Genomic DNA, 24,029 nt, shown 5'->3' with positions numbered 1-24,029 from the left:
CCGGCGGGTGCGAATCTGGCGTGTTGCGCCGGTCTCAGCCGGCGGCGACGCGCTCGGCCTGACGGGTGGCGATGTCCAGGAACGTCTGAGGGAGTGCGCCGTCGACCGGGATCTCAGGATTCGGTGTGGGAAAAGCGATTCCGAACACCGCCATCGTGCCGATGTTGTCGAAGCCGAAGTAGACGCTGCTGTCCACACCGGCAAGTGTCATCGTCTGCCGATATACCAACGCGTCGGGCCGCGCGCCGTCGATGCGGGTGGTGGTCATCGGGATGCCCGCGTCGGTGGGGTCGAAGAAGGTCTCGAACTCCGCGCACCGCTCGGCGGTCTCGGCGAGGCGGTCGAGGTCGAGCCGCCAGGTGAGCACGGTCATCACGACGCGCGCACCGTCGTAGGCGGCCACGTACTTCGCCGCACTGCCGGGTCCGCGTTGCGCGCTGCGCTCGATCACCCGGGTCAGCCCGTCGGAGCATCCCTCTGGGCGGGAGAGCATCGACGGCGGACCCTCGGCCGCCCCCGCCTGACCGGGTTGGTCGACGATCCGGTCGTACTGCACGCCCGGCGGGAAGTCCGCCTGGGTCAGGACCACCTTCTCCAGTCGGGCGCCGGGCCAGGTCGCGCTGCCCGACACGGTGGTGGTGCAGCCGGTGAGCGCTCCGAGCAGCAGCAGCGCACACGGCACCGCACGCCACCCGGTCATGTGCTCAGGCTAGCCCCGTCGAGATGGTTGGGCGTGGCGGCGGTCCGGCGCCGACGAGGTCACAGACGGCGTCGACGTCGAGGTGGTTCTCCAACAGATCGGCCATGACGTCGAACTGGGCGTCGCGGCGCGCGGACACGTCGATGTCGCCGGCCACGACGAACCCGGACCGGCCCGCCGCCGCGGCGGCGCGGGTGAGCCAGGCCCGCCGGAACTCGTCGTTGTCGAACACGCCGTGCCAGTGGGTGCCGAACACCGCACCGCGCCGGACCCCGATTCCGGCCCAGTCGTCGGCGCCGGAGCGGGTCACCTGCCCGTGGTGGATCTCGTAGCCCTGCAGCGGTGTCGTCCAGCGCCGCAACGTCTTCTCGGCGTCGAAGGCGATGTCGGCGTCGAGGAGCCCGAGACCCGTCACCCGCCCCGCCCGTGACTCGACGGGGTCGTCGATGTGACGGCACAGCATCTGGAACCCGCCGCAGATACCCAGCACCGGCCGGCCCGCCCGCGCGTGAGCGGCGATCGGCTCCGCCAATCCGCCGGCGCGCAACCACTGCAGGTCCGCGACGGTGGCCTTCGTACCCGGCAGCACCACGACGTCCGCGCCGGCCACGTCGGCCGGATCGGTCACCCAACGCACCACCACCCCGGGTTCGCACGCCAGCGCCTCGATGTCGGTCGAGTTGGAGATCCGTGGCAGCCGCACCGCCGCCACCCGGAGCCCCTCGGCGCCGCGCGGCGGTGCCGGGCGCCCGATGGTGCGGCCCGCGACGACCGACACCGAATCCTCAGTGTCCATCCAGAGTTCGTCGCTGTACGGGATCACCCCGTAGGTCGGGCGGCCCGTCAGCGCGCGTAATTGGTCGAGCCCGGGAGCGAGCAGCGTCGGATCGCCGCGGAACTTGTTGACCACGAAGCCCGCGATCAGCGCCTGATCGTCGGGATGGAGCACCGCGACGGTGCCGAACAGGTGGGCCAGCACCCCGCCGCGGTCGATGTCGCCCACCACGACCACCGGCAGGTGTGCGCGCCGCGCGAGCCCCATGTTGGCCAGGTCGGTGCCGCGCAGGTTGATCTCGGCGGGCGAGCCCGCACCCTCGCACAGCACGACGTCGAATTCCGTTCGCAGAGCGGCGAATTCGTCTGCGACAACGTCGGCGAGCCGGTCGCGGTGGGTGATGTAGTCGGTCGCGCTCACGGTGCCGGTGACCCGCCCGCGGACGACGAGTTGCGAGGTGCGGTCGCTGCCCGGTTTGAGCAGTACCGGGTTGAACCGCACACTCGGGTCCAGCCCCGCGGCGCGTGCCTGCACGGCCTGCGCGCGGCCGATCTCCCCGCCGTCGACGGTGACGGCCGAATTGTTCGACATGTTCTGCGCCTTGAACGGCGCGACCCGGACACCCTTGCGGGCCAGCAGCCGGCACAGCCCGGCCACCACCATGGATTTCCCGGCGTCCGACGTGGTGCCGGCGACGAGCAGCGCCCCGTTCATCGCGTCGAGCGTGCGCTCACTGCGACAATCCGACCGGAAGATCGCGCTGGGCGCACGTTCGGTGTGATGCTCACAGCTGGGTGAGGATCTCGGCGCCCGTGTCGGTGACCACCAGCGTGTGCTCGAACTGGGCGGTCCACTTGCGGTCCTTGGTGGCCACGGTCCAGCCGTCGTCCCAGATCTCGTAGTCGAGGCCGCCGAGGTTGATCATCGGTTCGATGGTGAACGTCATCCCCGGTTCGATGACGGTCTCGACGCTGGGCTGGTCGTAGTGCAGCACCACCAGTCCGTTGTGGAACGTCGTGCCGATGCCGTGTCCGGTGAAGTCGCGAACGACGTTGTAGCCGAACCGGTTCGCGTAGGCCTCGATGACCCGGCCGACCACCGACAGCGCACGGCCGGGTTTGACCGCCTTGATCGCCCGCATGGTCGCCTCGTGGGTGCGCTCGACGAGCAGCCGGTGCTCCTCGGCGACGTCGCCGGCGAGGAAGGTGGCGTTGGTGTCACCGTGGACGCCGTCGATGTAGGCGGTGACGTCGATGTTGACGATGTCGCCGTCCTCGATCACCGTCGAGTCGGGGATGCCGTGGCAGATGACCTCGTTGAGCGACGTGCAGCACGATTTGGGAAAGCCCTTGTAGCCCAGCGTCGACGGGTAGGCACCGTGGTCGACCATGTACTCGTGGGCGATGCGGTCGAGTTCGTCGGTGGTCACGCCGGGGGCGACGGCCCGGCCCGCCTCGGCCAGTGCGCCGGCGGCGATGCGCCCGGCCACGCGCATCTTCTCGATCACCTCGGGCGTCTGCACCCACGGTTCGTTGCCCTCGACGACGGTCGGCCGCCACGCGTACTCCGGGCGCGCGATCGATTTGGGCACCGGCAGCGTGGGTGACAGCTCGCCGGGACGGAGGGCGGTGCGCACAGACATGCACCTAGGATAGCTAGGAGAACGTCACTCTCTTCAGACGAGAATGCTAGGTTCTCCCTCATGCTCGGCGAGTCGACCCCGATGAGAACCACCCCTGACCACCTGCTCGGTCAGTTGGGCATCCACGACGTGCTCGAGAGCGATGAGCGGTTCGTCCTCGAGATGGAGAACCGGCCGGACCTCGCCAACACCCGCGGCGCCCTACAGGGTGGGCTGGTCGCCACACTCATCGACATCGCGGCGGGCCGGCTGGCCGAACGGCACGTCGCCGCCGGTCAGAGCGTGACGACGGCGGATATGACCGTGCACTTCCTCGCGCCCGTCGTGGTGGGCCCGGCGCGGGCCGAGGCGACCGTCGTGCGCGCGGGCAAGCGCATGATCGTGACGGCCGTCGACGTCACCGATGTGGGACGCGGCCGGCTCGCGGCGCGTTCCACGCTGAGTTTCGCGGTCCTCGACCCGCGGTAGTCAGCCGCGTTCGCCGAGGAACCGCGGTCGCCGCAACCACCCGGTCTGCGGGCCCCGGATGTCGACCGAACCCCACACGACCTTGCCGGTGAGCACCACGTGTGGGCGCCCCTCGGCGGGGACGTCCCTGCGGTGGTCGGTCGCGCTGCCGACGATGACCTCGACGTCGTCGATCGAGGCGCTGGCCCCGTCGGGAAGCCGGAGGTCGAGCCCGCCGAACTTGAGATCCAGCTCGATGACGACGATCGGGCCGGCGAACCGCGCGCGGGTCAGGTCGAGGTCGATCGACCCCATCCGGCGGTGCAGCGCCAGCCGCGTCGGAACGATCCACTCCCCCTGGCGCTTGAGCGATCCGAACACCCCGCGCAGTTCGACCCGGTCGGTCGCGGAGGTGACGATCGCCCCGGGTCCCGGAAGGTCGGTGACCAGGGCGTCGAGATCGGAGCGCAGCCGCGCCTGGGAGACCAGCGCCGAGCGCTCCTCGAACTCCTCGATGTCGATGAGGCCGAGTGCGACCGCGTTGTGCAGGCGCCGCAGCGTGCCGTTGCGGTCGGCGTCCGAGATGCGCATCGGCATCGGGCCGGACTGGGCGTCACCGTTGGGGGCCGGGGTGGTCATAGCCCCTCCAGGCTACTCAGGCGAGGTAGTCGGCGGGCAGTCCGTCGAGCATGCCGCGCAGCATCCGCACCGCGTACTCCGAACTGCCCCCGCCCACGATGAGCGCGGCGAAAGCCAGGTCACCGCGGTACCCGGCGAACCAGGAGTGCGACCCGCCGGCGAACTCGGCCTCACCGGTCTTGCCGCGCACGTCCCCGGCGCCGGCCAGATCTTTCGCTGTGCCGTTGGTCACCACCAGCCGCATCATGGGCCGCAGGGCCTCGACGACGTCGGGCCGGACAGGTCCGTGCTGGCCGGTGACGACGGTGTCGCGCCCCTCGATCAGCCGCGGCACCGGGGTCTGGCCGGCGGCGACCGTCGCGGCGACGAGCGCCATCCCGAACGGGCTCACCACCACCTTGCCCTGGCCGAATCCGTCCTCGGTGCGCTCCGCGAGGTTGACCGTGGGGGGCACCGAGCCGGAGACCGTGGGAATGCCCTCGACCACATAGTCCGGCCCGATGCCGTACTGGGCGGCCGCGGTGGTCAGGCCGCGCGGCGGCATCCGGCTGGCCAGTTCGGCGAACGTCGTGTTGCACGAACTGGCGAACGCCCGTGACAACGGCACGGTGCCGAGATCGAATCCGCCGTAGTTCGGCACCGTGCGGTGGCCGATGTCCATGTGCCCGGGGCAGCCGAGCAACGTGTTCGGCGTGGCCATGTCCCGTTCGATCGCAGCGCCCGCGGTGACGATCTTGAACGTCGACCCGGGCGGATACAGACCCATGGTGGCCAGCGGGCCCTCGGCGTCGGCGGCGGCGTTCTGCGCGACCGCGAGGATCTCACCGGTCGAGGCCTTGAGCGCGACGATCATCGCCTGCTTGCCGGTGAAGTTCACCGAGTTCTGCGCGGCGGTCTGCACGGCACGGTCGAGGCTGATGGTCACCGACGGGGCGGGGTCTCCGGGTACCTCGTTGAGGACGTCGACGTCGACGCCGTTCTGGTTGACGGTGACGACCCGCCACCCCGCGCGGCCGTCGAGTTCGTCGGAGACCTCCTTCTTGACCTCGTTGATGATCGCCGGTGCGAACTGGTTGTCGGTGGGCAGCATGTCGGGCTGGGGCGTGATCACCACACCCGGTCGCGGGCCGAGGATGCCGGCCACCCGGTCGTGGTCGGCCTGGTTCAGCATGATCAGGCTCATCGGCTCGGCCATCGACGACGCCTGCTCGGCCAGGCGCTGCGCGTCGATCGTCGGATTGAACGGGCGCAGCGCGTCGGCGACCACCCGGGAGGTGGCCATCAGTTCGGCGCCCGCGGCCTTCGCGTCGAGGGCTAGGTGGTACCGGTACCCGGGTACCAGTACCTCGGTGCCGCCCCGTTCGTTGACCGAGGCCCGCGGCGGCGGGTCGGCGCGCAGCGCGAACGACTGGTTCTCGCCCAGTCGTGGGTGCAGACCCGTTGTGGCCCAACGCACTTCCCAGCGACCTTCGTCGCGCACCATGTTGAGCTGACCGTCGTAGGTCCAGGTGCGGTCCTTCGGCAGATGCCAGGTGTAGCGGTAGGTGACGCTGCCGGTGTCCTCGGAGTACTTGGACCCGATGATCTGCGCGTCGAGGTGGGTGGCCTGCAGACCCGCCCACGCCTCGTTCAGCGCGGCGCGCGCATCGGCGGGGCGGTCGGCGAGTTCGGCGGCCGCCGCGGTGTCGCCGGTGGACAGCGCGGCGAAGAACTCCTCGGCCGCGGGTTCGGGGCCGTTGGGTTTGGGGGTGCAACCGGACAGGCCGAGGCTGCCGAGAACCGTGGCCACCGTGAGCAGACAGGTGACCCTTGTTACTGCTGAGGTTTTAGTTGCCATTGAGGCAGATGTTAGGGATGTGGCCACCGGATCGCGGGGAGGCGCACCGTCTGTCGCCCAAACGAACAAACGGGCGGGATTGTGCGAGTAGATCCCGCCATTTCGTCGATCTCGGCGAGGCAGCCGCTCAGGCGCCGGCGGCCGGGGCCCGCACGACGAGGGGCACCGCGGGAAAGTAGGCGGCCATCTCCGAACGCGAGGCCCGCAGCGCCGCGGTGCCGTATCCACGTTTGCGGTGCTCCGGGTGGATCCAGATGCGCACGTTGACCTCGCCGCCGGACAGTTCGCCGAACACCATGCCGATCTTGTCGGCGCCGACGGTGGCGACCAGCCAGACCGCTTCCTCGGCGTCGACCCGGCCGACGGCCGCGCTGATCTCGTCGTCCAGCGTGCCGGCGGGCGCCCCGGACCCGTCCCCGGCGGCGCGCACGTCCGCGGTGCGCGCCGCGAAGACGTCGCGATCGTCGGTGGCCGAGAAGGGCCGCAGCACAACCCGTTCCACTCGGCGCGACGACTGCTCACCCATCGTGAAGCTGAGCTGGTTGTTGAGGTCGTCGAGTTCGGCGGCGATCCGCCGCCGCGAGACCTTGGTCAACCGGTCGAACGACAGCCGCAGGACCGCCTCGCCACCGGCGGCCGACGTCCCGAGCAGCGCGGCGATCTCCTCGATCGCGGCGTCGTAGTCCTCGGAGGCCACGATCACGTCGAGCACCTCGTGGCGGCGCTCCAGTGCCCGCATCAGCGCGTCGGCGATCTCCCGGCGGACGACGCGGCGGTCACCGACGGCTTCGCTGTCGCGTCCGGGGTCGGCATCGGTCATGGCCGTCAGCGTAGCCGTCGCGGTCAGTCGAGCAGCACGGTGGCGAAGGTGCCGACCTGGCGAAAGCCGATGCGCGCGTAGGTCGCCCGGGCCACCGTGTTGTAGCTGTTGACGTAGAGGCTCGCGATCCGTCCGCCGCGCACGACCGCGGCGGCCAGCGCCGCGGTGCCTGCGGTGCCCAGGCCGCGGCCCCGCCAGTCGGGATGGACCCACACACCCTGGATCTGACCGACGGCGGGCGACTGCGAGCCGACCTCCGCCTTGAACACCACCTCACCGTGTTCGAACCGGGCCCAGGCGCGGCCCGAGGCGATCAGCCCGGCGACCCGGCGCCGGTAACCGCGGCCGCCGTCACCGGCCCGGGGGTCGATCCCGACCTCGCCGATGAACATGTCGATGGCCGCCACCAGGTAGGCGTCGAGTTCCTCGATCCGCACCGGCCGCACCGCCGGGTCGACGGGACTCTGCGGCGCGGTGTCGAGGGCCATCAGGGGTTGGTGGTCACGCACGTCCCTGGCGGGACCCCAGGCCCGTTCCAGCCGTCGCCACATCGGCATCACGAGCTCGGTGCGGCCCACCAGCGACGAACAGCGCCGGGCACTGCTGGTGGCCTTGTCGGCGAAGGCGTGCATGTCGGCGGGTTCGCCGCGCAGCGGGATGAGGTTCGCCCCGGCGTAGCAGAGGGAGTCGGTGGCGCGCCGGCGGGTCCACAGTTCGCCGCCGATCGCGCTGGGTTCGACACCGTGATCCGCCACCCGCGACGCGACCATGCAGGCACCGACCGGGTCGTCGTCCAGCACGCGCTGGACCGCGGCGACGTCGCGCACCACCGAGACTCGACGGTCGTCGGCGAGGCGGAATAGCGGCGGAGCCGACATCGCGATGCTGCTTTCTGCTGGACCGAGGCGGTGACACCACTCACCGCGTCGGTGTTCAGCTTACGGTCACAACCGGTGAACCGCTGGCACTTCCCTCGGGGCTGTCGCCGATCTCGGACGCGATGCGCATGGCCTCCTCGATCAGCGTCTCGACGATCTGCGCCTCGGGCACGGTCTTGATGACCTCACCCTTGACAAAGATCTGGCCCTTGCCGTTGCCGGAGGCCACGCCGAGATCGGCTTCACGCGCTTCGCCGGGACCGTTGACGACGCAGCCCATCACGGCGACGCGCAACGGCACCTCCATCCCCTCGAGGCCCGCGGTGACCTCGTTGGCCAGGGTGTACACGTCGACCTGGGCGCGACCGCACGACGGGCACGACACGATCTCCAGACCGCGCGGCCGCAGGTTGAGCGACTCGAGGATCTGGTTGCCGACCTTCACCTCTTCGGCGGGCGGCGCCGACAGCGACACCCGGATGGTGTCGCCGATGCCTTTGGAGAGCAGCGCGCCGAAGGCGACCGCGGACTTGATGGTGCCCTGGAAGGCGGGACCCGCCTCCGTGACGCCGAGGTGCAGCGGATGGTCGCTCTGGGCGGCCAGCAACTCGTAGGCGGCGACCATCACGACGGGGTCGTTGTGCTTGACGCTGATCTTGATGTCGCCGAAGCCGTGCTCCTCGAACAGCGAGGCCTCCCACAGCGCCGACTCGACGAGCGCCTCGGGGGTGGCCTTGCCGTATTTCTGCAGGAAGCGCTTGTCCAGCGATCCGGCGTTGACACCGATCCGGATCGGGATTCCGGCGTCACCGGCGGCCTTGGCCACCTCCTTGACCCGGCCGTCGAACTCCTTGATGTTGCCGGGGTTGACGCGCACCGCGGCACAGCCGGCGTCGATCGCGGCGAAGATGTACTTCGGCTGGAAGTGGATGTCGGCGATGACCGGGATCTGCGACTTCTTGGCGATCACGGGCAGTGCGTCGGCGTCCTCCTGCCGCGGGCACGCCACCCGGACGATGTCGCAGCCCGACGCCGTGAGTTCGGCGATCTGCTGCAGCGTCGAGTTGATGTCGTGGGTCTTGGTGGTGCACATCGACTGGACCGAGATCGGATGGTCACTGCCCACGCCGACGTCGCGCACCATCAGCTGACGGGTCCTGCGCCGCGGCGCCAGTACCGGCGGCGGTGCGGGCGGCATACCAAGCCCGATGACGGGGCCGGAAGTCATGAGGTCTCCTATTGGAACAACCTGATCGGGTTGACCAGGTCAGCGGTCACGGTCAGCAGCATGTAGCCGACCACCACCACCAACACTACGTAGGTGGCGGGCATGAGCTTGAGATAGTTCACCGGCGCCGCGGCCACCATGCCGCGCGCCGACCGGATCATGTTGCGGATCTTCTCGAACACGGCGATGGCGATGTGCCCGCCGTCGAACGGCAGCAGCGGCACCAGGTTCACCGCGCCGAGGACGAAGTTCAGCTGGGCCAGGAAGAACCAGAACGCCACCCACAGCCCGGCGTCGACGGTGTCGCCGCCGATGATGCTGGCGCCCACGACACTGATCGGGGTCTCCGGATCGCGCTCACCACCGCCGATGGACTCCACCAGCGCGCCCACCTTGGTGGGGATCTTGGCCAGCGACTTGCCCAGTTCGACGGCGAGGTCGCCGGTGAACGCGAACGTGGCGGGCACCGCCGACAGCGCGTTGTGCTGGGTGGGCCCGAACTGCGCGGCGGCGATGCCGATGGCGCCGACGGTCGTCGGCTGGTCCCCCTCGCCGGTGAAGCGCTGGGTCTGCGTGACGTCGACCACCTTGGTGAGTTCTTCACCGTCCCGCTCGATCACGATCGGGGTGGGGCCGGAGGACTTCTGCAGCGTCACCCTGGCCTCGTCGAAGGTGGCGACGTCGGTGTCGCCGACCCGGACGATCACATCGCCGGCCCGGATGCCGGCCTCCGCCGCGGGGCCGGGGCCGGTGCACTCACCGAGCTTGTCCTTGCTGAGTTGGGATGCGACACAGCCGGTTTCGCCGACGATGGCGGACGTCGGGGGGTTCAGGTTCGGCAGTCCCCAGATCACCGCGATGGCGTAGATCAACACCAGGCCGATGACGAAGTTCATCCCCGGACCGGCGAACAGCACGGCGACGCGCTTCCACACCTTCTGGCGGTACATCGCGTAGGGCCGGTCCTCGGGGGCGAGTTCCTCCACCGAGGTCATTCCGGCGATGTCGCAGAACCCGCCGAGCGGTACGGCCTTGACGCCGTACTCGGTGCTGCCGAGCCGGTTGGGCCGGCGGGTCGACCACAGGGTGGGACCGAAACCGACGAAGTACCGCCGCACCTTCATCCCCGTGGCGCGCGCAACCCACATGTGGCCGCATTCGTGCAGGGCGACCGACACCAGGATGGCCAGTGCGAAGAGCACGATGCCGAGAGCAAACATCATCTGGTGACTAACCCTTTATTCGGAGGTGTGGCGGCCTGCTCGACGGCGCGCCCGGCGCGGTCCCGAGCCCAGCGCTGGGCATCGAGGACCTCTTCCACGGTAGCCGGTTCGGCGGCCCACTGGTCGGCAGCGCGCAGGACCTCGGCCACGGTCTCGACGATCTGCGGGAACCGGATGCGCCCGTCGAGGAATGCGGCGGCCGCCTCCTCGTTGGCGGCGTTGTAGACGGCGGTGAGGCTGCCGCCGCGCCGGCCGGCCTCCCGGGCCAACCGCACCGCCGGGAACACCTCGTCGTCGAGCGGGAGGAACTCCCAGGTCGACGCGGTGGTGAAGTCGCAGGCGAGTGCGGCGCCGGGGATCCGGTCGGGCCAGCCCAGCGCGAGTGCGATGGGCAGCTTCATATCCGGTGGGCTGGCCTGAGCCAGCGTCGAGCCGTCGGTGAAGGTGGCCATCGAGTGCACGATCGACTGCGGGTGCACCACGACCTCGATGCGGTCGTAGTCGATGCCGAACAGCAGATGCGTCTCGATGAGCTCGAGCCCCTTGTTCACCAGGGTCGCCGAGTTCAGCGTGTTCATCGGCCCCATCGACCAGGTCGGGTGTTTACCCGCCTGCTCGGGCGTCACCGACTGCAGATCACCGGCCGACCAGCCGAGGAACGGGCCTCCCGACGCCGTGAGCACGAGCTTGGCGACCTCGTCGGCGCTGCCGCCGCGCAGGCACTGGGCCATCGCCGAGTGTTCGGAGTCCACCGGCACGATCTGACCCGGCGCGGCGGCCCGCAGCACCAGTGGCCCCCCGGCGACCAGCGACTCCTTGTTGGCCAGCGCGAGTCGCGCGCCGGTGGCCAGCGCGGCCAGCGTCGGCTCGAGCCCGAGCGCCCCGACGAGCGCGTTGAGCACCACGTCGGCCGGGGTGTTCTCGACCAACCGGGTCACCGCATCGGGTCCGGTGTAGGTGACATCGCCGATCCGCTCGGCCGCAGCGGGATCGGTGACGGCGATCGCGGTCGCGCCGGTCTCGGCGCGCTGACGGGCCAGCAGATCCGGGTTCGCCCCGCCTGCGGCGAGTCCGACGACCTCGAAGCGGTCGGGATTCGCGGCGATCACGTCCAGCGCCTGGGTGCCGATCGATCCGGTGCTGCCCAGGATCAGCACCCGAAGTCTTGTGCCCACCGGGCCATTGTGCCGCCTGTTGCCCCGACGGCCCTAGTCGTGCGGCGGGTGTGACGTGAATCTGACGCATCGCCCCGGCGGCCATCCGGAGGCGGGGCACGCCCGAATCACCCGCGTCAGACGTCGAGGCGGCCCCCACCGCTTCGAGGACGGCGGCACCCGGCCGCACCGGATGAAGGAGACAGTGTCGATGAAGACCACGTTCACGAGCAGGACCATGGCCGCCGCGGGGCTGAGCGCCCTGGCGATCTTCGGCGTCGCGGCGTGTTCGAGCGAAGAGGCCGGCGACACCGCCTCGTCCGCGTCGAGCAGCGCGTCGTCGGCCGTGGAGTCGGCCACCACGTCGGCGCCGACGTCGAGTGCGGCCGCCGATCCCGCCGCCAACCTCGTCGGGTCGGGCTGCGCGGCCTACGCCGAGCAGGTGCCCAGCGGGCCGGGTTCGGTCGCCGGCATGTCGCAGGAACCCGTGACGGTGGCGGCGTCGAACAACCCGATGCTCAAGACGCTGACGCAGGCGCTGTCCGGCCAGTTGAACCCGAACGTCAACCTGGTCTCCACCCTCGACGGCGGTGAGTTCACCGTGTTCGCTCCCACCGACGATGCGTTCGCCAAGCTCGACCCGGCCACCATCGAGACGCTGAAGACCGACTCGGACCTGCTCACCAGCATCCTGACCTACCACGTGGTGCCGGGTCAGGCCGCTCCCGACCAGGTGCCCGGTGACCACAAGACCGTCCAGGGCGCCAACGTCACCGTCTCCGGTGAGGGTGAGGCACTGAAGGTCAACGAGGCCGGTTTGGTCTGCGGCGGTGTGCAGACCGCCAACGCCACGGTCTACATGATCGACACCGTCCTGATGCCGCCGGCGAACTGACCCACCCCTTTCCCGCGAGCAGTAGATCCCAACCCACACACAAGGAGTGAGAACCGATGACCGTCAACATCAATCGCGTACTGGGTGCAGGCTTCGCGGCGGTCGCCGCCGCCGGGTTGTCCCTCGGAGCCGCCGCGACCGCCCAGGCGGATCCGGCGGCCGCCCTGGTCGGCCCCGGCTGCGCCGCCTACGCCCAGCAGGTGCCGCAGGGCCCCGGCTCGGTCGCGGGCATGGCGATGGATCCGGTCGCGACGGCCGCGTCCAACAACCCGCTGCTGACCACGCTCACGAAAGCGGTTTCGGGACAACTGAACCCGCAGGTGAACCTGGTCGAGACGCTGAACGGGGGCCAGTTCACGGTGTTCGCGCCCACCGATGAGGCGTTCGCGAAGATCGATCCCGCCACGATCGAGCGGCTCAAGACCGACGCGCCGCTGCTGACCAGCATCCTCACCTACCACGTGGTGCCCGGCCAGGCCGCGCCCGACGCCGTCGTCGGCACGCACAAGACGGTCCAGGGCGCGGACGTCAACGTCACCGGCCACGGTGCGGAGCTGAAGGTCAACGACGCCTCGGTGGTGTGCGGTGGTGTCAAGACGGCCAACGCCACGGTGTACCTCATCGACACGGTGCTGATGCCGCCGGCCAACTGACGGCCGCCGAGAGGGCAGCCCGTCCGCACCGGACGGGCTGCCTTTTCGGTTCTCAGCGGGGTGGGAGACGCGGACCGGTCATGGTTCCGTCACCGGCCCGGGGTTTCCCGGCACGGGCATCGGGGCAGATCCACCGTCATGCCCACGGTGCTGTGGTTCCGCCGCGATCTGCGGCTGCGCGATCTGCCTGCCCTCGTCGATGCGGCGCAGGGGGACGGCGAGGTGCTCGCCTGCTACGTGCTCGATCCGCGATTGCACAGGTCGGCGGGTCCACGGCGGCTGCAGTATCTGCACGACGCGCTGCGTGACCTGAGCGAACAACTCGACGGCAGGCTGCTGGTGACCCGGGGCCGTCCGGAGGAGCGGATTCCCGCGCTCGCGAAGCGCATCGACGCGTCGGCGGTGCACGTCTCGGACGACTTCACGCCGTTCGGCCGGCAACGGGACGACGCCGTCCGCGAGGCGCTCGGCGGCGTCGCCCTGCACGCGTCGGGTTCGCCGTATCTGGTGTCACCCGGGCGGGTGACCAAGGGGGACGGGACCCCGTACAAGGTGTTCAGCCCGTTCTTCGACGCCTGGCGCAAACACGGTTGGCGCGCGCCCGCCCAGAGCGGACCGCGCGCGGCGACGTGGATCGACCCGGCGAACCTGGGCGGCCGCGATCTGCGGGCCGAGATCCCGGACGACGGTGCCACCCTCGACATCCCCGCGGGTGAGCGCGCCGCGGTGCGGCACTGGCAGGAATTCGTCGAGGACGGCCTCGACGGTTACGCCGACGACCGCAACCGCCCGGACCTCGACGTCACCAGCCGGATGTCGGCTCACCTCAAGTTCGGCACGATCCATCCCCGCACCATGGCCGGCGACCTCGGGCGAGGCCAGGGCGCCCAGGCCTACCTGCGGGAATTGGCGTTCCGCGACTTCTACGCCGCGGTGCTCTACGAGTGGCCCCGCAGCGTGTGGTGGAACTGGAACACCGGCTTCGACGGCATCCGCGTCGACGAGGGTGCGGTGGCCGACCAGCGCTTCGACGCCTGGAAACGCGGCCGCACCGGATTCCCGATCGTCGACGCCGGGATGCGTCAACTCGCCGAGATCGGATGGATGCACAACCGGGTGCGGATGATCGTGGCGTCGTTCCTGGTCAAGGATCTGCACCTGCCGTGGCAGTGGGGGGCGCGCTGGTTCCTCGAGCAGTTGGTGGACGGCGACATGGCCAACAACCAGCACGGGTGGCAGTGGACGGCGGGCTGCGGCACGGACGCCGCCCCGTTCTTCCGGGTGTTCAACCCGTCGACGCAGGGGGCGAAGTTCGATCCGGACGGCACGTACGTGCGGCGGTGGGTGCCCGAACTGAAGGGGGTGGCCGACGTGCACAAGATGGGCGACCAGCGCCCCGCGGACTACCCCGCCCCGATCGTCGACCACGCCGCCGAACGGGCCGAGGCGCTGCGCCGCTACGCCGAGATCTCCTAGGGCACGCCGGTTACGACACACCGTCGTATGTCAGAATGTTCCCCAGTTTTCGATTCGACCGTGAGGAGCACCCTGTGGCCAGCACCGAGGTGGAACGTCACACCGGCGTCGACGTCGAGGACGTGCCGTCCGCGCGATGGGGTTGGAGCAAGGAGAACCCGCGGGTCATCCACATCTCGCTGCTGCTGGGCGCCGTGTTCCTGCTCACGATGCTCCGCGGCAACCACGTGGGCCACGTCGAGGACGCCTTCCTCATCGGCTTCGCCGCGCTCCTGGTCGGCTGGGTCGCGCGCGACTGGTGGATGCGCCGGCGCGGCTGGACCCGCTAGCGTCCCTCGTTCACCAGGTCGGAGTCGACGGGGCGGTAACCGCCGCACACCAGGGACTCGGTCGCGTCCACCCGGATCTGCGGGCAGTCCGCTGCCAGCAGCGCGTGCCGCTTGAAGCTCCGGGCAGCCGCGCTGAGCCGGTATCGCACCGGTTCGGCCCGTCCGCCGAACACGTCGGACCGGCGCCCGCCCCACAGCACCACCTCGGTGTGTCCGGACGTCACCACGCCGCGCACCTCGTCGCGGACGCGTCCGTCCGACTCCGCCAGGTTCGCCGACACCGCGAGCCCCCCGAGGAGCTCGTCACCGGTTCTGCACACGCCGGGTTCGAGCCGGTGACCCCGCACGCCCAGCACCTGCAGCGGGCGCAGGTCGGTCGCGTCGAGCAACCACGCGTCGACCCGCCAACCGGCCATCGCCCGGTCGAACATCCACCCGCCCGCGAACCTCACCAGATCGGCGACATCGGTACCCAGAACGTCGAGGCGGTACTCCAACCGGGTGGCCGTCGCACCGGCCACGCGCGCCGGGCGGTTCGGATCGTCGAGCGGAAGGGACTGGGTCACCACGGGCAGCTCCGTTCACCGTCGGATGATTGCCCCAGCGTGACACTATCGAGCGGATCTGTAAAGTCTCGATTCAGTCGCCGAACAGCACCGCAGGGTTGAGGTAGCCCGCCGGGTCGAGCGCAGACTTGATGGCGCGCATGACCGCGATATCGGTCGCGGTGCGGGACATCGCGAGGTAGTCGCGCTTGCGGGTGCCCACTCCGTGTTCGGAGCTGACGTTGCCGCCCCGCTCGTCGATCAGCGCCATCATCGCCGCGTACAGATCACGTTCGGCCTCGGGGGTGCAGCGTAGGACGTTCAGGTGCAGATTCCCCTCACCGACGTGGCCGAACAGCAGGGGGACGGCGTCCGCGGCATGTCGGCGCACCAGGGCCGCGGCATCCTCGGCGAACGCGTTGATCTGCGAAAGCGGAAGCGACACATCGAATTTGAGCGGGGGTCCGAACAGCCCGACGACGTCGGCGACCGCCTCACGCACCTGCCACAGCCGGCCGGCCGCGGCGGCGTCCACCCCCACGGCGGGCTCGCCGCACAGCGGGGCGTCGGCCAGCGCATCGGCGAGTAGCTCGGTGGGATCGACGTCGGCGGCCAGTTCGACCAGCAGCAGCCAATCACCCTCGACGGGTACCGGGGTGTCGAAGTGCTCGGCGGCCAGCGCGGCGGCACGGGCGTCGACGAGTTCGAGCGCGGCGATGCCCGACATGTCGCGGAAGGTCCGCCCGGCCGAGGCCAGCGCGTCGAGGTCGGAGAAACCGCAGAGGGCGGTGACGCGGTGGCGCGCGGGGGGATGCAGTCGCAGATCCACCTCCGTGATGACGCCGAGCGTCCCCTCGGCGCCGACGAGGAGCGCGGCGAGGTCGTAGCCGGTGTTGTCACGCCGAACGTCGCTGTGCCGCACCAACACCGATCCGTCCGGGAGCACCACCTCCAGGCCCAGAACCTGCTCGCCCATGTTGCCGTAGCGCACGGTGCGCAGACCGCCCGCGTTCGTCGACGCCATCCCGCCGATCGTCGCGGTGTCCCGCGCGGCGAGGTCGACGCCGAAGACCAGACCCACCGAGGCGGCCGCCCGCTGCACCGCCGCCAGCGTCGCCCCCGCTCCCGCGCGCATCCGTCGCTCGGTGGTGTCGACGTCGCCGAGGCGGGTCAGCCGCTCGGTCGACAACAGCACGTCACCGTGTTCGGGGACGGTGCCCGCCACCAGCGAGGTGCGACCGCCCTGCACCGTCACGCAGCGACCGGCGTCGCGGCAGGCGGTCAGCACCGCGGCCACCTCGTCGGTCGAGCCGGGCCGCACCAGCAGTGACCCGGTGCCGCGGTAGCGGCCGGTGTAGTCCACGCACCGTCCGGCCAGGACGTCGGGGTCCGCGCTGACGTGGGCGGCGCCCACCAGATCGGCCAGCCGGGCGCCCAGGTGGTCGGTCATGGCCGGGCGGCACCGGCCAGGGGCAGCGCGGCGGGCACGTCGGTCAGCGGCGCGCTGATCCCTGCGGCGGCACGGATCTCGGCGAAGGACCGCACCATCGCATCGGTCGCCTCGTGCGGGTCGTCGAGGGTCCGGTCGTCCGTGAGCACCGAGATGCTCAACTGGTCGACGTAGCTCCACACGGTGATGTTCATCCCGCTGCCCACCACCAGCGGCCCGACCGAATAGATCTCGTCGACCGACGCCCCGGCGACCAGCCCGAGCTCGCGCGGCCCCGGCACGTTGGAGACGGTCAGGTTCATGATCATGCTCGAGTCACGCCGTCGTGCCTGGTGCCGGAAGACCGGCGGGACCAGGCGGGGCGGCATGTAGTTGAGCCACGACGCGATGAGGGTGGGGCCGAGCAGATGGTGGTTCTCCTTCGCGATCCCGGTCGCCACCGAGGTCAACCGCACCCGCTCGAGCGGATCGTCGACGTGCACCGGCAGCGACGGGGTCATGTAGGAGAACTCGTTGCCCGACAACCGGTCCGGGGAGGTGTTGAACGCGATCGGCACCCCCGCGATCAGCGGCGCGTCGGCCCGTCCGTCGTAGCGCAGCAGCAGTTCGCGCAGCGCGCCGGAGGCGGTCGCCAGCACGATGTCGTTGAGCGTGACGCCCAGGGTGCGGGCGAGCTGTTTGGCGTCGGTGAGCGCCAACGGCGCGGTGGCGAAGCGGCGGGCCGGCGTGACGACGTGGTTGAGGAACGTGCGCGGCGGTGCGAAGTTGCGGGCCAGATCCGGATGTGCCCCGCGCTCTCTGCCCTTGCGGTACACCTGCGACACTCCTGCCGCGGTGTCGCGCATCAGCGCGGGCAGCCGGCCGATCTGGCGCAGGTGGTCCTCACCGGCCGCACGCAGCAGCCGGCTCGGGGTGTGGGCGGGATGGTGCGGCGAGTCGTCGCCGTCGACCTGCGGGCCCTGCGGTGAGATGGCCCGAGACATCTGGTTCGCCGACGCCACCCCGTCGGCCAGGACGTGGTGCACCTTGTGCACGATCGCGATGCGGTCGCCCACCAACCCCTCCACGATGTACATCTCCCACAGCGGTTTCGACCGGTCGAGCGGGGTGCTGGCGATCCGGCCGATCAGCTCGTCGAGTTCACGACGCCCGCCCGGAGCGGCGATCTCGACGTGGCGCAGGTGATAGTCGAAGTCGATGGTCGGGTTCTCCACCCACATCGGGTGGTGCAGGCGTCCCGGGATGTCCACCAGCTGTTGGCGCAGCGGGCGCAGCGCCTGCAGCCGTGGCGCCGCCACGGTCCGCACGAGCTCTCGGCTGTACCCGCCGGAGACCCCGGACACGTCGAGCACGCCGACCTTGAGCGTGTGCATGTGGATCTCGGGCGTCTCGCTGTAGAGCATCAACGCGTCGACGCCGTTGAGTCGCTTCACCGTCCACCCCGTTCGTCGCCCGTCCACTGTCACTGTGCCCAACCCGTGCGCGTCCCACACACTGTGTCACGTCGGCAGGCTCGCCGCCGCCACCCCGCGTGCCGGGTCTCGCGGTGAACGACGATGGCGGGGTAGTTTGTCGATCCACCGGACAACCGCCCGAGGAGCGCGATGACACTCACCGCCGGACGCGGTCCCCTCAGTGCCGACCCCGCCGGATGGTTCACGCCCGCCCTGGCTGACGGCGCGGTCTTCGCCGAACCGCATCCCCGGCGCGTGGTGGCGGTGGCCGCGGGCCGGACGGTGATCGACACCGAGGACGTGGTCATGGTGCACCGGCGCGACCACCCGCTCAGCTATGCCTTCCGGCCCGACGCCGTCGGGGGGCTGCCGTCCACACCCGTGCCCGAGGCGCCCGGGTACGTGTACGTGCCGTGGGATGCCGTGGACACCTGGTTCGAGGAGGGGCGCGAACTGGTCCACTACCCGCCGAACCCCTATCACCGGGTGGACTGCCGGCCGTCGCGCCGCGCGCTGCGCGTCACCGTCGGGGGCGCCGTGCTGGTGGACACCTCGGACACCGTGGTGGTGTTCGAGACGGCGCTGGCCCCGGTGCTCTACGTCGCTCCGGCGCACGTGCGCGTCGATCTGCTCCGGCCGAGCACCACCACCAGCTACTGCAACTACAAGGGCTGGGCGTCCTACTGGTCGGCGGTGGTCGACGGCACGGTCGTCGACGACGTCGCCTGGTCGTATGGCGAACCGTTCGACGAAACCCGTTCCATCGCAGGGTTTTTCGGCTTCGATCCGGAACACGCCGAGGTATCGGCCGAGCTGCCGCTCAGCGCTGCGCGATGACCTGCGTGCCGAACCGCTCGATCACCTCCCGCGCGTGGGCGAGGCTGTCGCCGGGGACGGTGACCTGGAGCCAGGTGACGCCCAGACGCTCGAGTGCCGCCGCTTTCTCGAGGTAGCGGTCGGGGTCGAAGTCGTCGCTGCCCGGATCGCCGCCGCCGAGGTTGGTGAACGTGACGTCCAGCGTGGCCGGATCGCGACCCGCGGCATCGCACCGGCGGCGCAGATCGTCGATCGCCCGGCCGAGTCGCTCCACCGAGTCGAGGGCCGCGGTACGTGCGGTCTGCGCCAGCACCGCGGGCGCCGGGAAGGGGCACCACCCGTCGCCGAACGTCACGGCCCGGTCGCGCGCCGCGGCGGTGTTGCCGCCGACCCAGATCGGCGGGTGCGGGGCACTGAGCGGCCGGGGGTGGGCGGTGATGCCCTTGGCGGTGAAGTGGCGGCCCTCGAACGACACGTCGTCGGACGTCCACACAGCGCGAATCACCGACAGCGCCTCGGTGAAGAGGTCGGCACGTTCGTCGTAGTCGACGCCGAGTGCGGCGAACTCACGTTTGAGGTACCCGACCCCGACGGCCAGGGTGAACCGCCCGCCGGACAACAGGTCCAGCGTCGCACCGGATTTCGCCACCACGAACGGATTGCGATACGGCAGCACCACGATGTTCGGGATCAGTCGCAGGGTGGTGGTGCGGGCCGCCGCGTAACCCATCGCGACGAAGGGGTCGAGCGCGTCGTGACCGCCGGCGTCGAGCCAGCGCTGGCTGGGCGCCGGGTGATCGGTGAACCCGAACCCGGCGAATCCGGCGGCCTCGGCCGCCACCGCGACCGCCGCCACCCCGTCACCGGTCACCAGTTCGGGGTTGTACGGATGGGTGTGCATCGGATGGGTGAACGTGAACTGCATGCTCATCGACGGTTGCGCTCCTCGCTCCTGCGGGCGGACCACCGGCATCGTTGTGCCGGCCCGATCATGAGAATACGATTCTCCGTGACGGCGAAGCTCACTTTCGCCGAGGTGGGAGTGTGCCGGTCATGTCGGAACTGGACATCGGTGTCTACGTGCCCCAGATCGGGTTCACCTACGAGGACATGCTGCACCGGGCGGTGCGCTGCGAGGCCCTCGGCATCGGATCGCTGTGGCTGTACGACCACCTCTACGGACCGGGCGCGCCGGAGTACCCGTCGCTGGAGGCCTGGACGCTGGCGACGGCGCTGCTCGCGCGCACGGAGCGCCTGCGGGTGGGACACATGGTGCTGTGCAACCAGTTCCGGCACCCGGCCCTGCTCGCCAAGATGGCGACCACCCTCGACCACATCTCCGCCGGACGGTTCTGGTTCGGCATCGGGAGCGGATCGATCGAGGACGAACACCGGCGGGCCGGTCTGGACTGGGGCTCGTTCGCCGAGCGGTCCGAACGGCTCGCCGAGACGCTGGACGTCATCACGCAGGCCTTCGATGGGGGCCGGATCAGTCTGCAGGGCAAGCACTGTCGCGTCCTCGACATGCCGGTGACACCGAGCCCGGCCGACGGCGTCCGGCCACCGATCGTCGTGGGCGGGGTCGGTGAGAAGTACACACTGCCGTTGGTCGCCCGCTACGCCGACGTGTGGAACGTGCCGACGTACGCACTCGGCGACCTGCGGCACAAGGCCGAGGTGCTGCGCGGTGTCTGCGCCGACGTCGGCCGCGACCCCGACACGATCGTGATGTCGGTCGAGCTGGTGATGGCACTCGCCCCGGACGACGCGTCGCTGCCCGAGGTACGCCGGGTTGCCGAGAAACGGTTCGGTGGGCCCGGATTCGGCCTGCACGAGGGCGGACTGATCGGCACCGCACCGGCGATCGTCGACCGGCTGCGCGAACTCGCGGACCTCGGCTTCGGCCAGGTGGTGCTCTTCACCCATGACCGGGCCTCCGACCAGACCCTCGACCTGCTGGCCGAGCAGGTGATCGCGCGCCTGTGACGTCAGCGCGGCGGCGAGTAGGCGGGCCGGCCGAGACCGAGCGCGTGCTGAGCGATCATGTTGCGGAACACCTCGAGTGTGCCGCCGTAGATGCCGGTGGGCCCGGCGAGCCGGAAGACGTATTCCGCTCCGCCGCCGGCGGCTGCTCCCGCGGCGTCGGGCGGTAACCCGCCGGCCGCGCCCAGGATGTCCATCAGGTCCGGGGACACCTCGCGCATCGTCTGGGCGTTCGCCACCCGGCCGAACATCTCGGGGGTGCTCATGGCCGCCTCCATGCGGGCGATGCCGCGGCCCAACCGGTAGGCCACGGAGCGGTCGTCTACGGGCCGGCGGCCTGTCGCATCGGGCGTGGCGACCGCGGCCGCGACCGCGTCCACCGCTTCGGCCATCAACGTGATGTGCTCGGTCATCACCGCGATCTTCTGCAGGCCGTCGTCGTCGCGCTCCACCGTGCCGTGTTCGACGTCGAGGGCGCCCCGGAGCACGGACCACCCGGCGTTGACGTCGCCGACGCGGTACCGGTCGCTGATTCGGACGTCGCTGTAGTAGGTGATGTTCGTCCGGTCGCCGTCAACGGTGCGCAGAGCCTGGATCTCGACGCCCGGGGCGTCGAGCGGGACGAGGAACATGGTGAGGCTGCGGTGTTTCGGCGCCGCCGGGTCGGTGTTGGTGATGAGGAAGACGTAGTGCGCGTTGTGGGCGTTGGAGGTGAACATCTTCGAGCCGTTGACAATCCAACTCGATCCATCCGCTTCGCGTACCGCCCTGGTCTTGCAGGTGGCCACATCGGAACCGCCTTCGGGTTCGGTGTAGCCCAGGCACAACCGCAACCGGCCGGACAGGACGCCGGGCAGCACCTCGTCCCTGAGTTCCGGCGAGGCGAACCGTTCGACCGTGTGGGCCACCATCGCGGTGGTGCCCCAGTGGAACCAGGGCGTGTGCGCCCGGCCGATCTCCAGCTCCCAGATCCGCCTGCGTACCGCCGTGAACCCGCCGTCGGCCTCCCCGCGGTAGTCCGCGGCGAGATACCCCGCCTCACCCAAGGCCAGGTGCACCCCCTCGTCGAAGTTCTCGCCCGTCTCCCGGTCGCGCGCGAGCACCTCCTCGGTCACGACGGCGCTCAGGAACTCTCGGAGTTCGCGTTGGAAGGCGCGGTCCTCGTCGGACAGTTCGACAACGGAGAAGTCCATCTCCGAAGCGTGACATTCGCTCGTCGATCTGTAAAGGTGATCCCACCGCGCCGGTGTGGGCGCCGCACAGGGAGGCAGGCCGTTGGGCATCGTCACCACCAGTTCGGACACCGCGTACAGCCATGCGCCCGAGGTGATCTACGACTTCGTCACCAACCCCGCGAACTGGACCAAGACCTACCCCGGCAGCAGCTACGTCGGCCGGCTCGAGAACCTCCCCCTTCAGGTCGGCGACACGTGGGAGGAGGGCGGACCCGACAGCGACCGGATCTTCACCTGGCAGCTCGCCATGGCCGTCCGCCCGCGCCAATGGGTGTTCACCTCGGTGGGGCGCCTCGGCCACGACCGCGACGGCAACGGCGGGATGGACGGCCGGATCACCGTCGAGTACCAGTTCTCCCGCCCCGGTGTGGACGTCACGCTGTTCCGCCGGACGATGACGATCGAGGCGCCGAAGGACGCCCCGATGCCCGACGGGTTCTTCCGTATCGTCAACCCCGCCAACATCGATCGGTACCACGCCGCGGTCGCGCGGGAACTCAGCGGTGCAGCGCCCGCCGCAGGGCCGCCCCCTGGAGCGCGAACAACTGTCGGCTGAGCTCCCAGTCCGGCAGCAGCGAGTCGAAACCGTGGCAAGTGCCTGCGGACACGTGCAGCTCGGTCGCCACGCCGGCGCCGAGCAGTCGCTGCGCGTAGTCCAGCGCTTCGTCGCGTAGCGGGTCGAGTTCCGAGCAGCTGATGAAGGCCGACGCCAACCCGGTGAGGTCGAATCTGCGGGCGGGTGCCACCGTCGCGGGATCCGCGCCGACTGGGACGTAGTGCCGCCACATCTGCTCGACCGCGGGACCGTCGAACCCCGGGGTGGTGGCGAACTCCCGCCGCGACGCCGTGGGACGGTCGTCGAGCACCGGCTGGTGCAGCAGCTGGAACACCACGGGCGGCGCGGCGCCCGCCGCCGAAGCCTGCGCCAGCAGCGCGGCCAGCGCTCCCCCGGCGCTGCTGCCGGCGACGGCGATCCGTAACGGATCCACCTGCAGCCCGATGGCTTCGGTGGCCACCCAGCGCAGCGCCGTCAGCACGTCGTCGAAGGCGGCGGGATGCCGATATTCGGGTGCTAGCCGGTAGTCGACCGAGATCACGGTGCACTCCGCGCGCCGCGCGAACTCGACGCACTGCCGATGGTCGGTGTCGAGATTGCCCAGCACGAACGCGCCGGAGTGGCAGTACACCACCGCGGGCGCCGGGGACGGCCCGCCGCGGTAAATCCTGACCCCGACCGACGCCCGCCCGAATCGTGCTGTCGCCCCGCTGATGTCGACACCGGTCGTGTCGAGTGCTGCCGCCGCTTCGGCGCGCCGGCTGTCGAGGGACTGCCGCACGGCGGGCAGCATCTCCGGTGACAGGTCGGTGCGCGCGGCGGCGAACCGCCGCAGCGCGGGGTCGAGGCGGGCCGCGGCCTCGAGGGCCGTCATGTCAGCGTGAGCCGCCCCGGCCCGCGCCGGACAGCGCGTACGCCGCGGCCGCACCGAACGTCGACGCGGTGACCGCGGTGGTGATCCGGGATCGGCGGTCCAGGGCGGGCGAACCCAGACCGGTGATCACCTCGACCGCGGTGAGGCCGACCGTGGCCGCCAGCGCCGGCTTGGCGCCCCCACCGCTGAGCAGGATCGCGCCCAGTGCTGCTTCCCGCATGGCGTACATCTGGGTCAGGTGGTTGCGCTCGGCGGCGCCCGCGCGGTCGCCCTTCCGCGGGGCGGACGTGTTGCTCAGGCGTTGGGGTGACACCGTGCCGACGATGCCGACGATCAGCATGAGAAACCCCATGACGCCCTGGATGCGGCGTGAGGTGTGGGCGCTGGCGGTGGTGGTCATCGGTGGTGTGCTCCTCGGGT

25 protein-coding genes are annotated in these 24,029 nt (G+C 70.4%); 8 read left to right on the top strand and 17 right to left on the bottom strand.

Translation table 11 applies throughout. The annotated features are described in order from the left end of the window. Window positions 1-34: 34 nt before the first annotated feature. The 3 genes from AU195_RS18005 to map form a co-directional block, all read right to left on the bottom strand. Complete coding sequence (locus AU195_RS18005; RefSeq protein ID WP_059160406.1) at window positions 35-700, bottom strand: hypothetical protein; 666 nt, start codon at window positions 698-700, stop codon at window positions 35-37. 4 nt (window positions 701-704) lie between these two features. Beyond that, a complete protein-coding gene (locus tag AU195_RS18000) occupies window positions 705-2,189 on the bottom strand; it encodes a cobyric acid synthase (protein WP_059160405.1) in 1,485 nt (494 codons plus the stop codon). 70 nt (window positions 2,190-2,259) lie between these two features. Continuing rightward, window positions 2,260-3,117 carry a type I methionyl aminopeptidase gene (gene map / locus AU195_RS17995; RefSeq protein ID WP_059160404.1) on the bottom strand — a complete coding sequence of 286 codons (858 nt, stop codon included), beginning with the start codon at window positions 3,115-3,117 and terminating at the stop codon, window positions 2,260-2,262. Window positions 3,118-3,198: 81 nt separating this feature from the next. Here map and AU195_RS17990 point away from each other — a divergent pair, with 81 nt between their 5' ends. Beyond that, on the top strand, window positions 3,199-3,585 hold the full coding sequence (locus tag AU195_RS17990) for a PaaI family thioesterase (protein WP_059160450.1): 387 nt from the start codon (window positions 3,199-3,201) through the stop codon (window positions 3,583-3,585). Here AU195_RS17990 and AU195_RS17985 read toward each other — a convergent pair whose 3' ends face one another. From AU195_RS17985 to dxr, 7 genes are all read right to left on the bottom strand, one after another. After that, window positions 3,586-4,203 (bottom strand): DUF1707 SHOCT-like domain-containing protein, encoded by a 618-nt coding sequence (locus AU195_RS17985; protein ID WP_059160403.1) that lies wholly within the window; start codon window positions 4,201-4,203, stop codon window positions 3,586-3,588. 16 nt (window positions 4,204-4,219) lie between these two features. After that, the gene (locus AU195_RS17980) at window positions 4,220-6,040 is read right to left on the bottom strand and encodes a penicillin-binding transpeptidase domain-containing protein (RefSeq protein ID WP_059160402.1); all 1,821 of its coding nucleotides are present in this window, start codon (window positions 6,038-6,040) and stop codon (window positions 4,220-4,222) included. A gap of 127 nt (window positions 6,041-6,167) precedes the next feature. Continuing rightward, the gene (locus AU195_RS17975) at window positions 6,168-6,860 is read right to left on the bottom strand and encodes a GNAT family N-acetyltransferase (RefSeq protein ID WP_059160401.1); all 693 of its coding nucleotides are present in this window, start codon (window positions 6,858-6,860) and stop codon (window positions 6,168-6,170) included. Between the two features lie 23 nt (window positions 6,861-6,883). After that, window positions 6,884-7,738, bottom strand: a complete 855-nt coding sequence (locus tag AU195_RS17970; RefSeq protein ID WP_059160400.1) for a GNAT family N-acetyltransferase — start codon at window positions 7,736-7,738, stop codon at window positions 6,884-6,886. Between the two features lie 55 nt (window positions 7,739-7,793). Next, complete coding sequence (gene ispG / locus AU195_RS17965; RefSeq protein ID WP_059160399.1) at window positions 7,794-8,966, bottom strand: flavodoxin-dependent (E)-4-hydroxy-3-methylbut-2-enyl-diphosphate synthase; 1,173 nt, start codon at window positions 8,964-8,966, stop codon at window positions 7,794-7,796. Between the two features lie 8 nt (window positions 8,967-8,974). Continuing rightward, the gene (locus tag AU195_RS17960; protein ID WP_059160398.1) at window positions 8,975-10,189 is read right to left on the bottom strand and encodes a M50 family metallopeptidase; all 1,215 of its coding nucleotides are present in this window, start codon (window positions 10,187-10,189) and stop codon (window positions 8,975-8,977) included. Then, window positions 10,186-11,364 (bottom strand): 1-deoxy-D-xylulose-5-phosphate reductoisomerase, encoded by a 1,179-nt coding sequence (gene dxr, locus AU195_RS17955; RefSeq protein WP_059160397.1) that lies wholly within the window; start codon window positions 11,362-11,364, stop codon window positions 10,186-10,188. The genes AU195_RS17960 and dxr overlap by 4 nt, the downstream gene beginning before the upstream one ends. A 190-nt stretch (window positions 11,365-11,554) precedes the next feature. Between dxr and AU195_RS17950 the strand changes: the two genes are divergently transcribed. The 4 genes from AU195_RS17950 (at window position 11,555) to AU195_RS17935 (ending at window position 14,696) form a co-directional block, all read left to right on the top strand. Beyond that, window positions 11,555-12,238 (top strand): fasciclin domain-containing protein, encoded by a 684-nt coding sequence (locus AU195_RS17950; protein WP_059160449.1) that lies wholly within the window; start codon window positions 11,555-11,557, stop codon window positions 12,236-12,238. A gap of 56 nt (window positions 12,239-12,294) precedes the next feature. Then, window positions 12,295-12,891, top strand: coding sequence for a fasciclin domain-containing protein (locus AU195_RS17945; RefSeq protein WP_059160396.1), 597 nt, complete (start codon window positions 12,295-12,297; stop codon window positions 12,889-12,891). 138 nt (window positions 12,892-13,029) lie between these two features. Further along, window positions 13,030-14,367, top strand: coding sequence for a cryptochrome/photolyase family protein (locus AU195_RS17940; RefSeq protein ID WP_059160395.1), 1,338 nt, complete (start codon window positions 13,030-13,032; stop codon window positions 14,365-14,367). A 74-nt stretch (window positions 14,368-14,441) separates the two neighbouring features. Beyond that, window positions 14,442-14,696: a DUF2631 domain-containing protein gene (locus AU195_RS17935; protein WP_059160394.1), complete on the top strand. Its 255-nt coding sequence runs from the start codon at window positions 14,442-14,444 to the stop codon at window positions 14,694-14,696. Here the strand turns inward: AU195_RS17935 and AU195_RS17930 are convergent. The 3 genes from AU195_RS17930 to AU195_RS17920 form a co-directional block, all read right to left on the bottom strand. Next, window positions 14,693-15,265 carry a hypothetical protein gene (locus AU195_RS17930; RefSeq protein WP_059160393.1) on the bottom strand — a complete coding sequence of 191 codons (573 nt, stop codon included), beginning with the start codon at window positions 15,263-15,265 and terminating at the stop codon, window positions 14,693-14,695. The genes AU195_RS17935 and AU195_RS17930 overlap by 4 nt on opposite strands. Before the next feature lie 70 nt (window positions 15,266-15,335). Then, a complete protein-coding gene (locus AU195_RS17925) occupies window positions 15,336-16,691 on the bottom strand; it encodes an FAD-binding oxidoreductase (protein ID WP_059160392.1) in 1,356 nt (451 codons plus the stop codon). Then, window positions 16,688-18,124, bottom strand: coding sequence for a WS/DGAT/MGAT family O-acyltransferase (locus tag AU195_RS17920; protein ID WP_059160391.1), 1,437 nt, complete (start codon window positions 18,122-18,124; stop codon window positions 16,688-16,690). Before AU195_RS17920 ends, AU195_RS17925 begins: the two co-directional genes overlap by 4 nt. 171 nt (window positions 18,125-18,295) lie before the next feature. Here AU195_RS17920 and AU195_RS17915 point away from each other — a divergent pair, with 171 nt between their 5' ends. Next, window positions 18,296-18,982 (top strand): DUF427 domain-containing protein, encoded by a 687-nt coding sequence (locus tag AU195_RS17915; protein ID WP_059160390.1) that lies wholly within the window; start codon window positions 18,296-18,298, stop codon window positions 18,980-18,982. Here the strand turns inward: AU195_RS17915 and AU195_RS17910 are convergent. Continuing rightward, window positions 18,966-19,886, bottom strand: a complete 921-nt coding sequence (locus AU195_RS17910) for an LLM class F420-dependent oxidoreductase (RefSeq protein WP_059160389.1) — start codon at window positions 19,884-19,886, stop codon at window positions 18,966-18,968. The genes AU195_RS17915 and AU195_RS17910 overlap by 17 nt on opposite strands. A gap of 128 nt (window positions 19,887-20,014) precedes the next feature. Between AU195_RS17910 and AU195_RS17905 the strand changes: the two genes are divergently transcribed. After that, window positions 20,015-20,947, top strand: a complete 933-nt coding sequence (locus AU195_RS17905; RefSeq protein ID WP_172800626.1) for an LLM class flavin-dependent oxidoreductase — start codon at window positions 20,015-20,017, stop codon at window positions 20,945-20,947. Between the two features lie 2 nt (window positions 20,948-20,949). On the opposite strand, the gene AU195_RS17900 is transcribed toward AU195_RS17905, so the two are convergent. Next, the gene (locus tag AU195_RS17900; protein WP_059160387.1) at window positions 20,950-22,137 is read right to left on the bottom strand and encodes an acyl-CoA dehydrogenase family protein; all 1,188 of its coding nucleotides are present in this window, start codon (window positions 22,135-22,137) and stop codon (window positions 20,950-20,952) included. Between the two features lie 82 nt (window positions 22,138-22,219). Between AU195_RS17900 and AU195_RS17895 the strand changes: the two genes are divergently transcribed. Then, complete coding sequence (locus AU195_RS17895; protein ID WP_059160448.1) at window positions 22,220-22,735, top strand: polyketide cyclase; 516 nt, start codon at window positions 22,220-22,222, stop codon at window positions 22,733-22,735. On the opposite strand, the gene AU195_RS17890 is transcribed toward AU195_RS17895, so the two are convergent. Together AU195_RS17890 and AU195_RS17885 are read right to left on the bottom strand one after the other, a co-directional pair. Further along, complete coding sequence (locus AU195_RS17890) at window positions 22,677-23,609, bottom strand: alpha/beta hydrolase (RefSeq protein ID WP_059160386.1); 933 nt, start codon at window positions 23,607-23,609, stop codon at window positions 22,677-22,679. The two genes, AU195_RS17895 and AU195_RS17890, sit on opposite strands and share 59 nt — an antisense overlap. A gap of 1 nt (window position 23,610) precedes the next feature. Further along, the gene (locus AU195_RS17885) at window positions 23,611-24,009 is read right to left on the bottom strand and encodes a hypothetical protein (protein WP_059160385.1); all 399 of its coding nucleotides are present in this window, start codon (window positions 24,007-24,009) and stop codon (window positions 23,611-23,613) included. Window positions 24,010-24,029 lie beyond the last annotated feature (20 nt).

The sequence above is a fragment of the Mycobacterium sp. IS-1496 genome, assembly GCF_001499995.1.
Lineage (GTDB): Bacteria > Actinomycetota > Actinomycetes > Mycobacteriales > Mycobacteriaceae > Mycobacterium.
The sequence above is the reverse complement of the archived record's forward strand: the minus strand, read 5'-3'. Positions and strand labels throughout refer to the sequence as shown.

What these genes read in the sequence shown, in the direction of transcription:
- AU195_RS18005 (WP_059160406.1), bottom strand. Translation starts at nt 700, where the DNA reads ATGACCGGGTGGCGTGCGGTGCCGTGTGCGCTGCTGCTGCTCGGAGCG.
- AU195_RS18000 (WP_059160405.1), bottom strand. Translation starts at nt 2,189, where the DNA reads ATGAACGGGGCGCTGCTCGTCGCCGGCACCACGTCGGACGCCGGGAAA.
- map (WP_059160404.1), bottom strand. Translation starts at nt 3,117, where the DNA reads ATGTCTGTGCGCACCGCCCTCCGTCCCGGCGAGCTGTCACCCACGCTG.
- AU195_RS17990 (WP_059160450.1), top strand. Translation starts at nt 3,199, where the DNA reads ATGAGAACCACCCCTGACCACCTGCTCGGTCAGTTGGGCATCCACGAC.
- AU195_RS17985 (WP_059160403.1), bottom strand. Translation starts at nt 4,203, where the DNA reads ATGACCACCCCGGCCCCCAACGGTGACGCCCAGTCCGGCCCGATGCCG.
- AU195_RS17980 (WP_059160402.1), bottom strand. Translation starts at nt 6,040, where the DNA reads ATGGCAACTAAAACCTCAGCAGTAACAAGGGTCACCTGTCTGCTCACG.
- AU195_RS17975 (WP_059160401.1), bottom strand. Translation starts at nt 6,860, where the DNA reads ATGACCGATGCCGACCCCGGACGCGACAGCGAAGCCGTCGGTGACCGC.
- AU195_RS17970 (WP_059160400.1), bottom strand. Translation starts at nt 7,738, where the DNA reads ATGTCGGCTCCGCCGCTATTCCGCCTCGCCGACGACCGTCGAGTCTCG.
- ispG (WP_059160399.1), bottom strand. Translation starts at nt 8,966, where the DNA reads ATGACTTCCGGCCCCGTCATCGGGCTTGGTATGCCGCCCGCACCGCCG.
- AU195_RS17960 (WP_059160398.1), bottom strand. Translation starts at nt 10,189, where the DNA reads ATGATGTTTGCTCTCGGCATCGTGCTCTTCGCACTGGCCATCCTGGTG.
- AU195_RS17950 (WP_059160449.1), top strand. Translation starts at nt 11,555, where the DNA reads ATGAAGACCACGTTCACGAGCAGGACCATGGCCGCCGCGGGGCTGAGC.
- AU195_RS17945 (WP_059160396.1), top strand. Translation starts at nt 12,295, where the DNA reads ATGACCGTCAACATCAATCGCGTACTGGGTGCAGGCTTCGCGGCGGTC.
- AU195_RS17940 (WP_059160395.1), top strand. Translation starts at nt 13,030, where the DNA reads ATGCCCACGGTGCTGTGGTTCCGCCGCGATCTGCGGCTGCGCGATCTG.
- AU195_RS17925 (WP_059160392.1), bottom strand. Translation starts at nt 16,691, where the DNA reads ATGACCGACCACCTGGGCGCCCGGCTGGCCGATCTGGTGGGCGCCGCC.
- AU195_RS17915 (WP_059160390.1), top strand. Translation starts at nt 18,296, where the DNA reads ATGACACTCACCGCCGGACGCGGTCCCCTCAGTGCCGACCCCGCCGGA.
- AU195_RS17910 (WP_059160389.1), bottom strand. Translation starts at nt 19,886, where the DNA reads ATGCAGTTCACGTTCACCCATCCGATGCACACCCATCCGTACAACCCC.
- AU195_RS17905 (WP_172800626.1), top strand. Translation starts at nt 20,015, where the DNA reads ATGTCGGAACTGGACATCGGTGTCTACGTGCCCCAGATCGGGTTCACC.
- AU195_RS17900 (WP_059160387.1), bottom strand. Translation starts at nt 22,137, where the DNA reads ATGGACTTCTCCGTTGTCGAACTGTCCGACGAGGACCGCGCCTTCCAA.
- AU195_RS17890 (WP_059160386.1), bottom strand. Translation starts at nt 23,609, where the DNA reads ATGACGGCCCTCGAGGCCGCGGCCCGCCTCGACCCCGCGCTGCGGCGG.
- AU195_RS17885 (WP_059160385.1), bottom strand. Translation starts at nt 24,009, where the DNA reads ATGACCACCACCGCCAGCGCCCACACCTCACGCCGCATCCAGGGCGTC.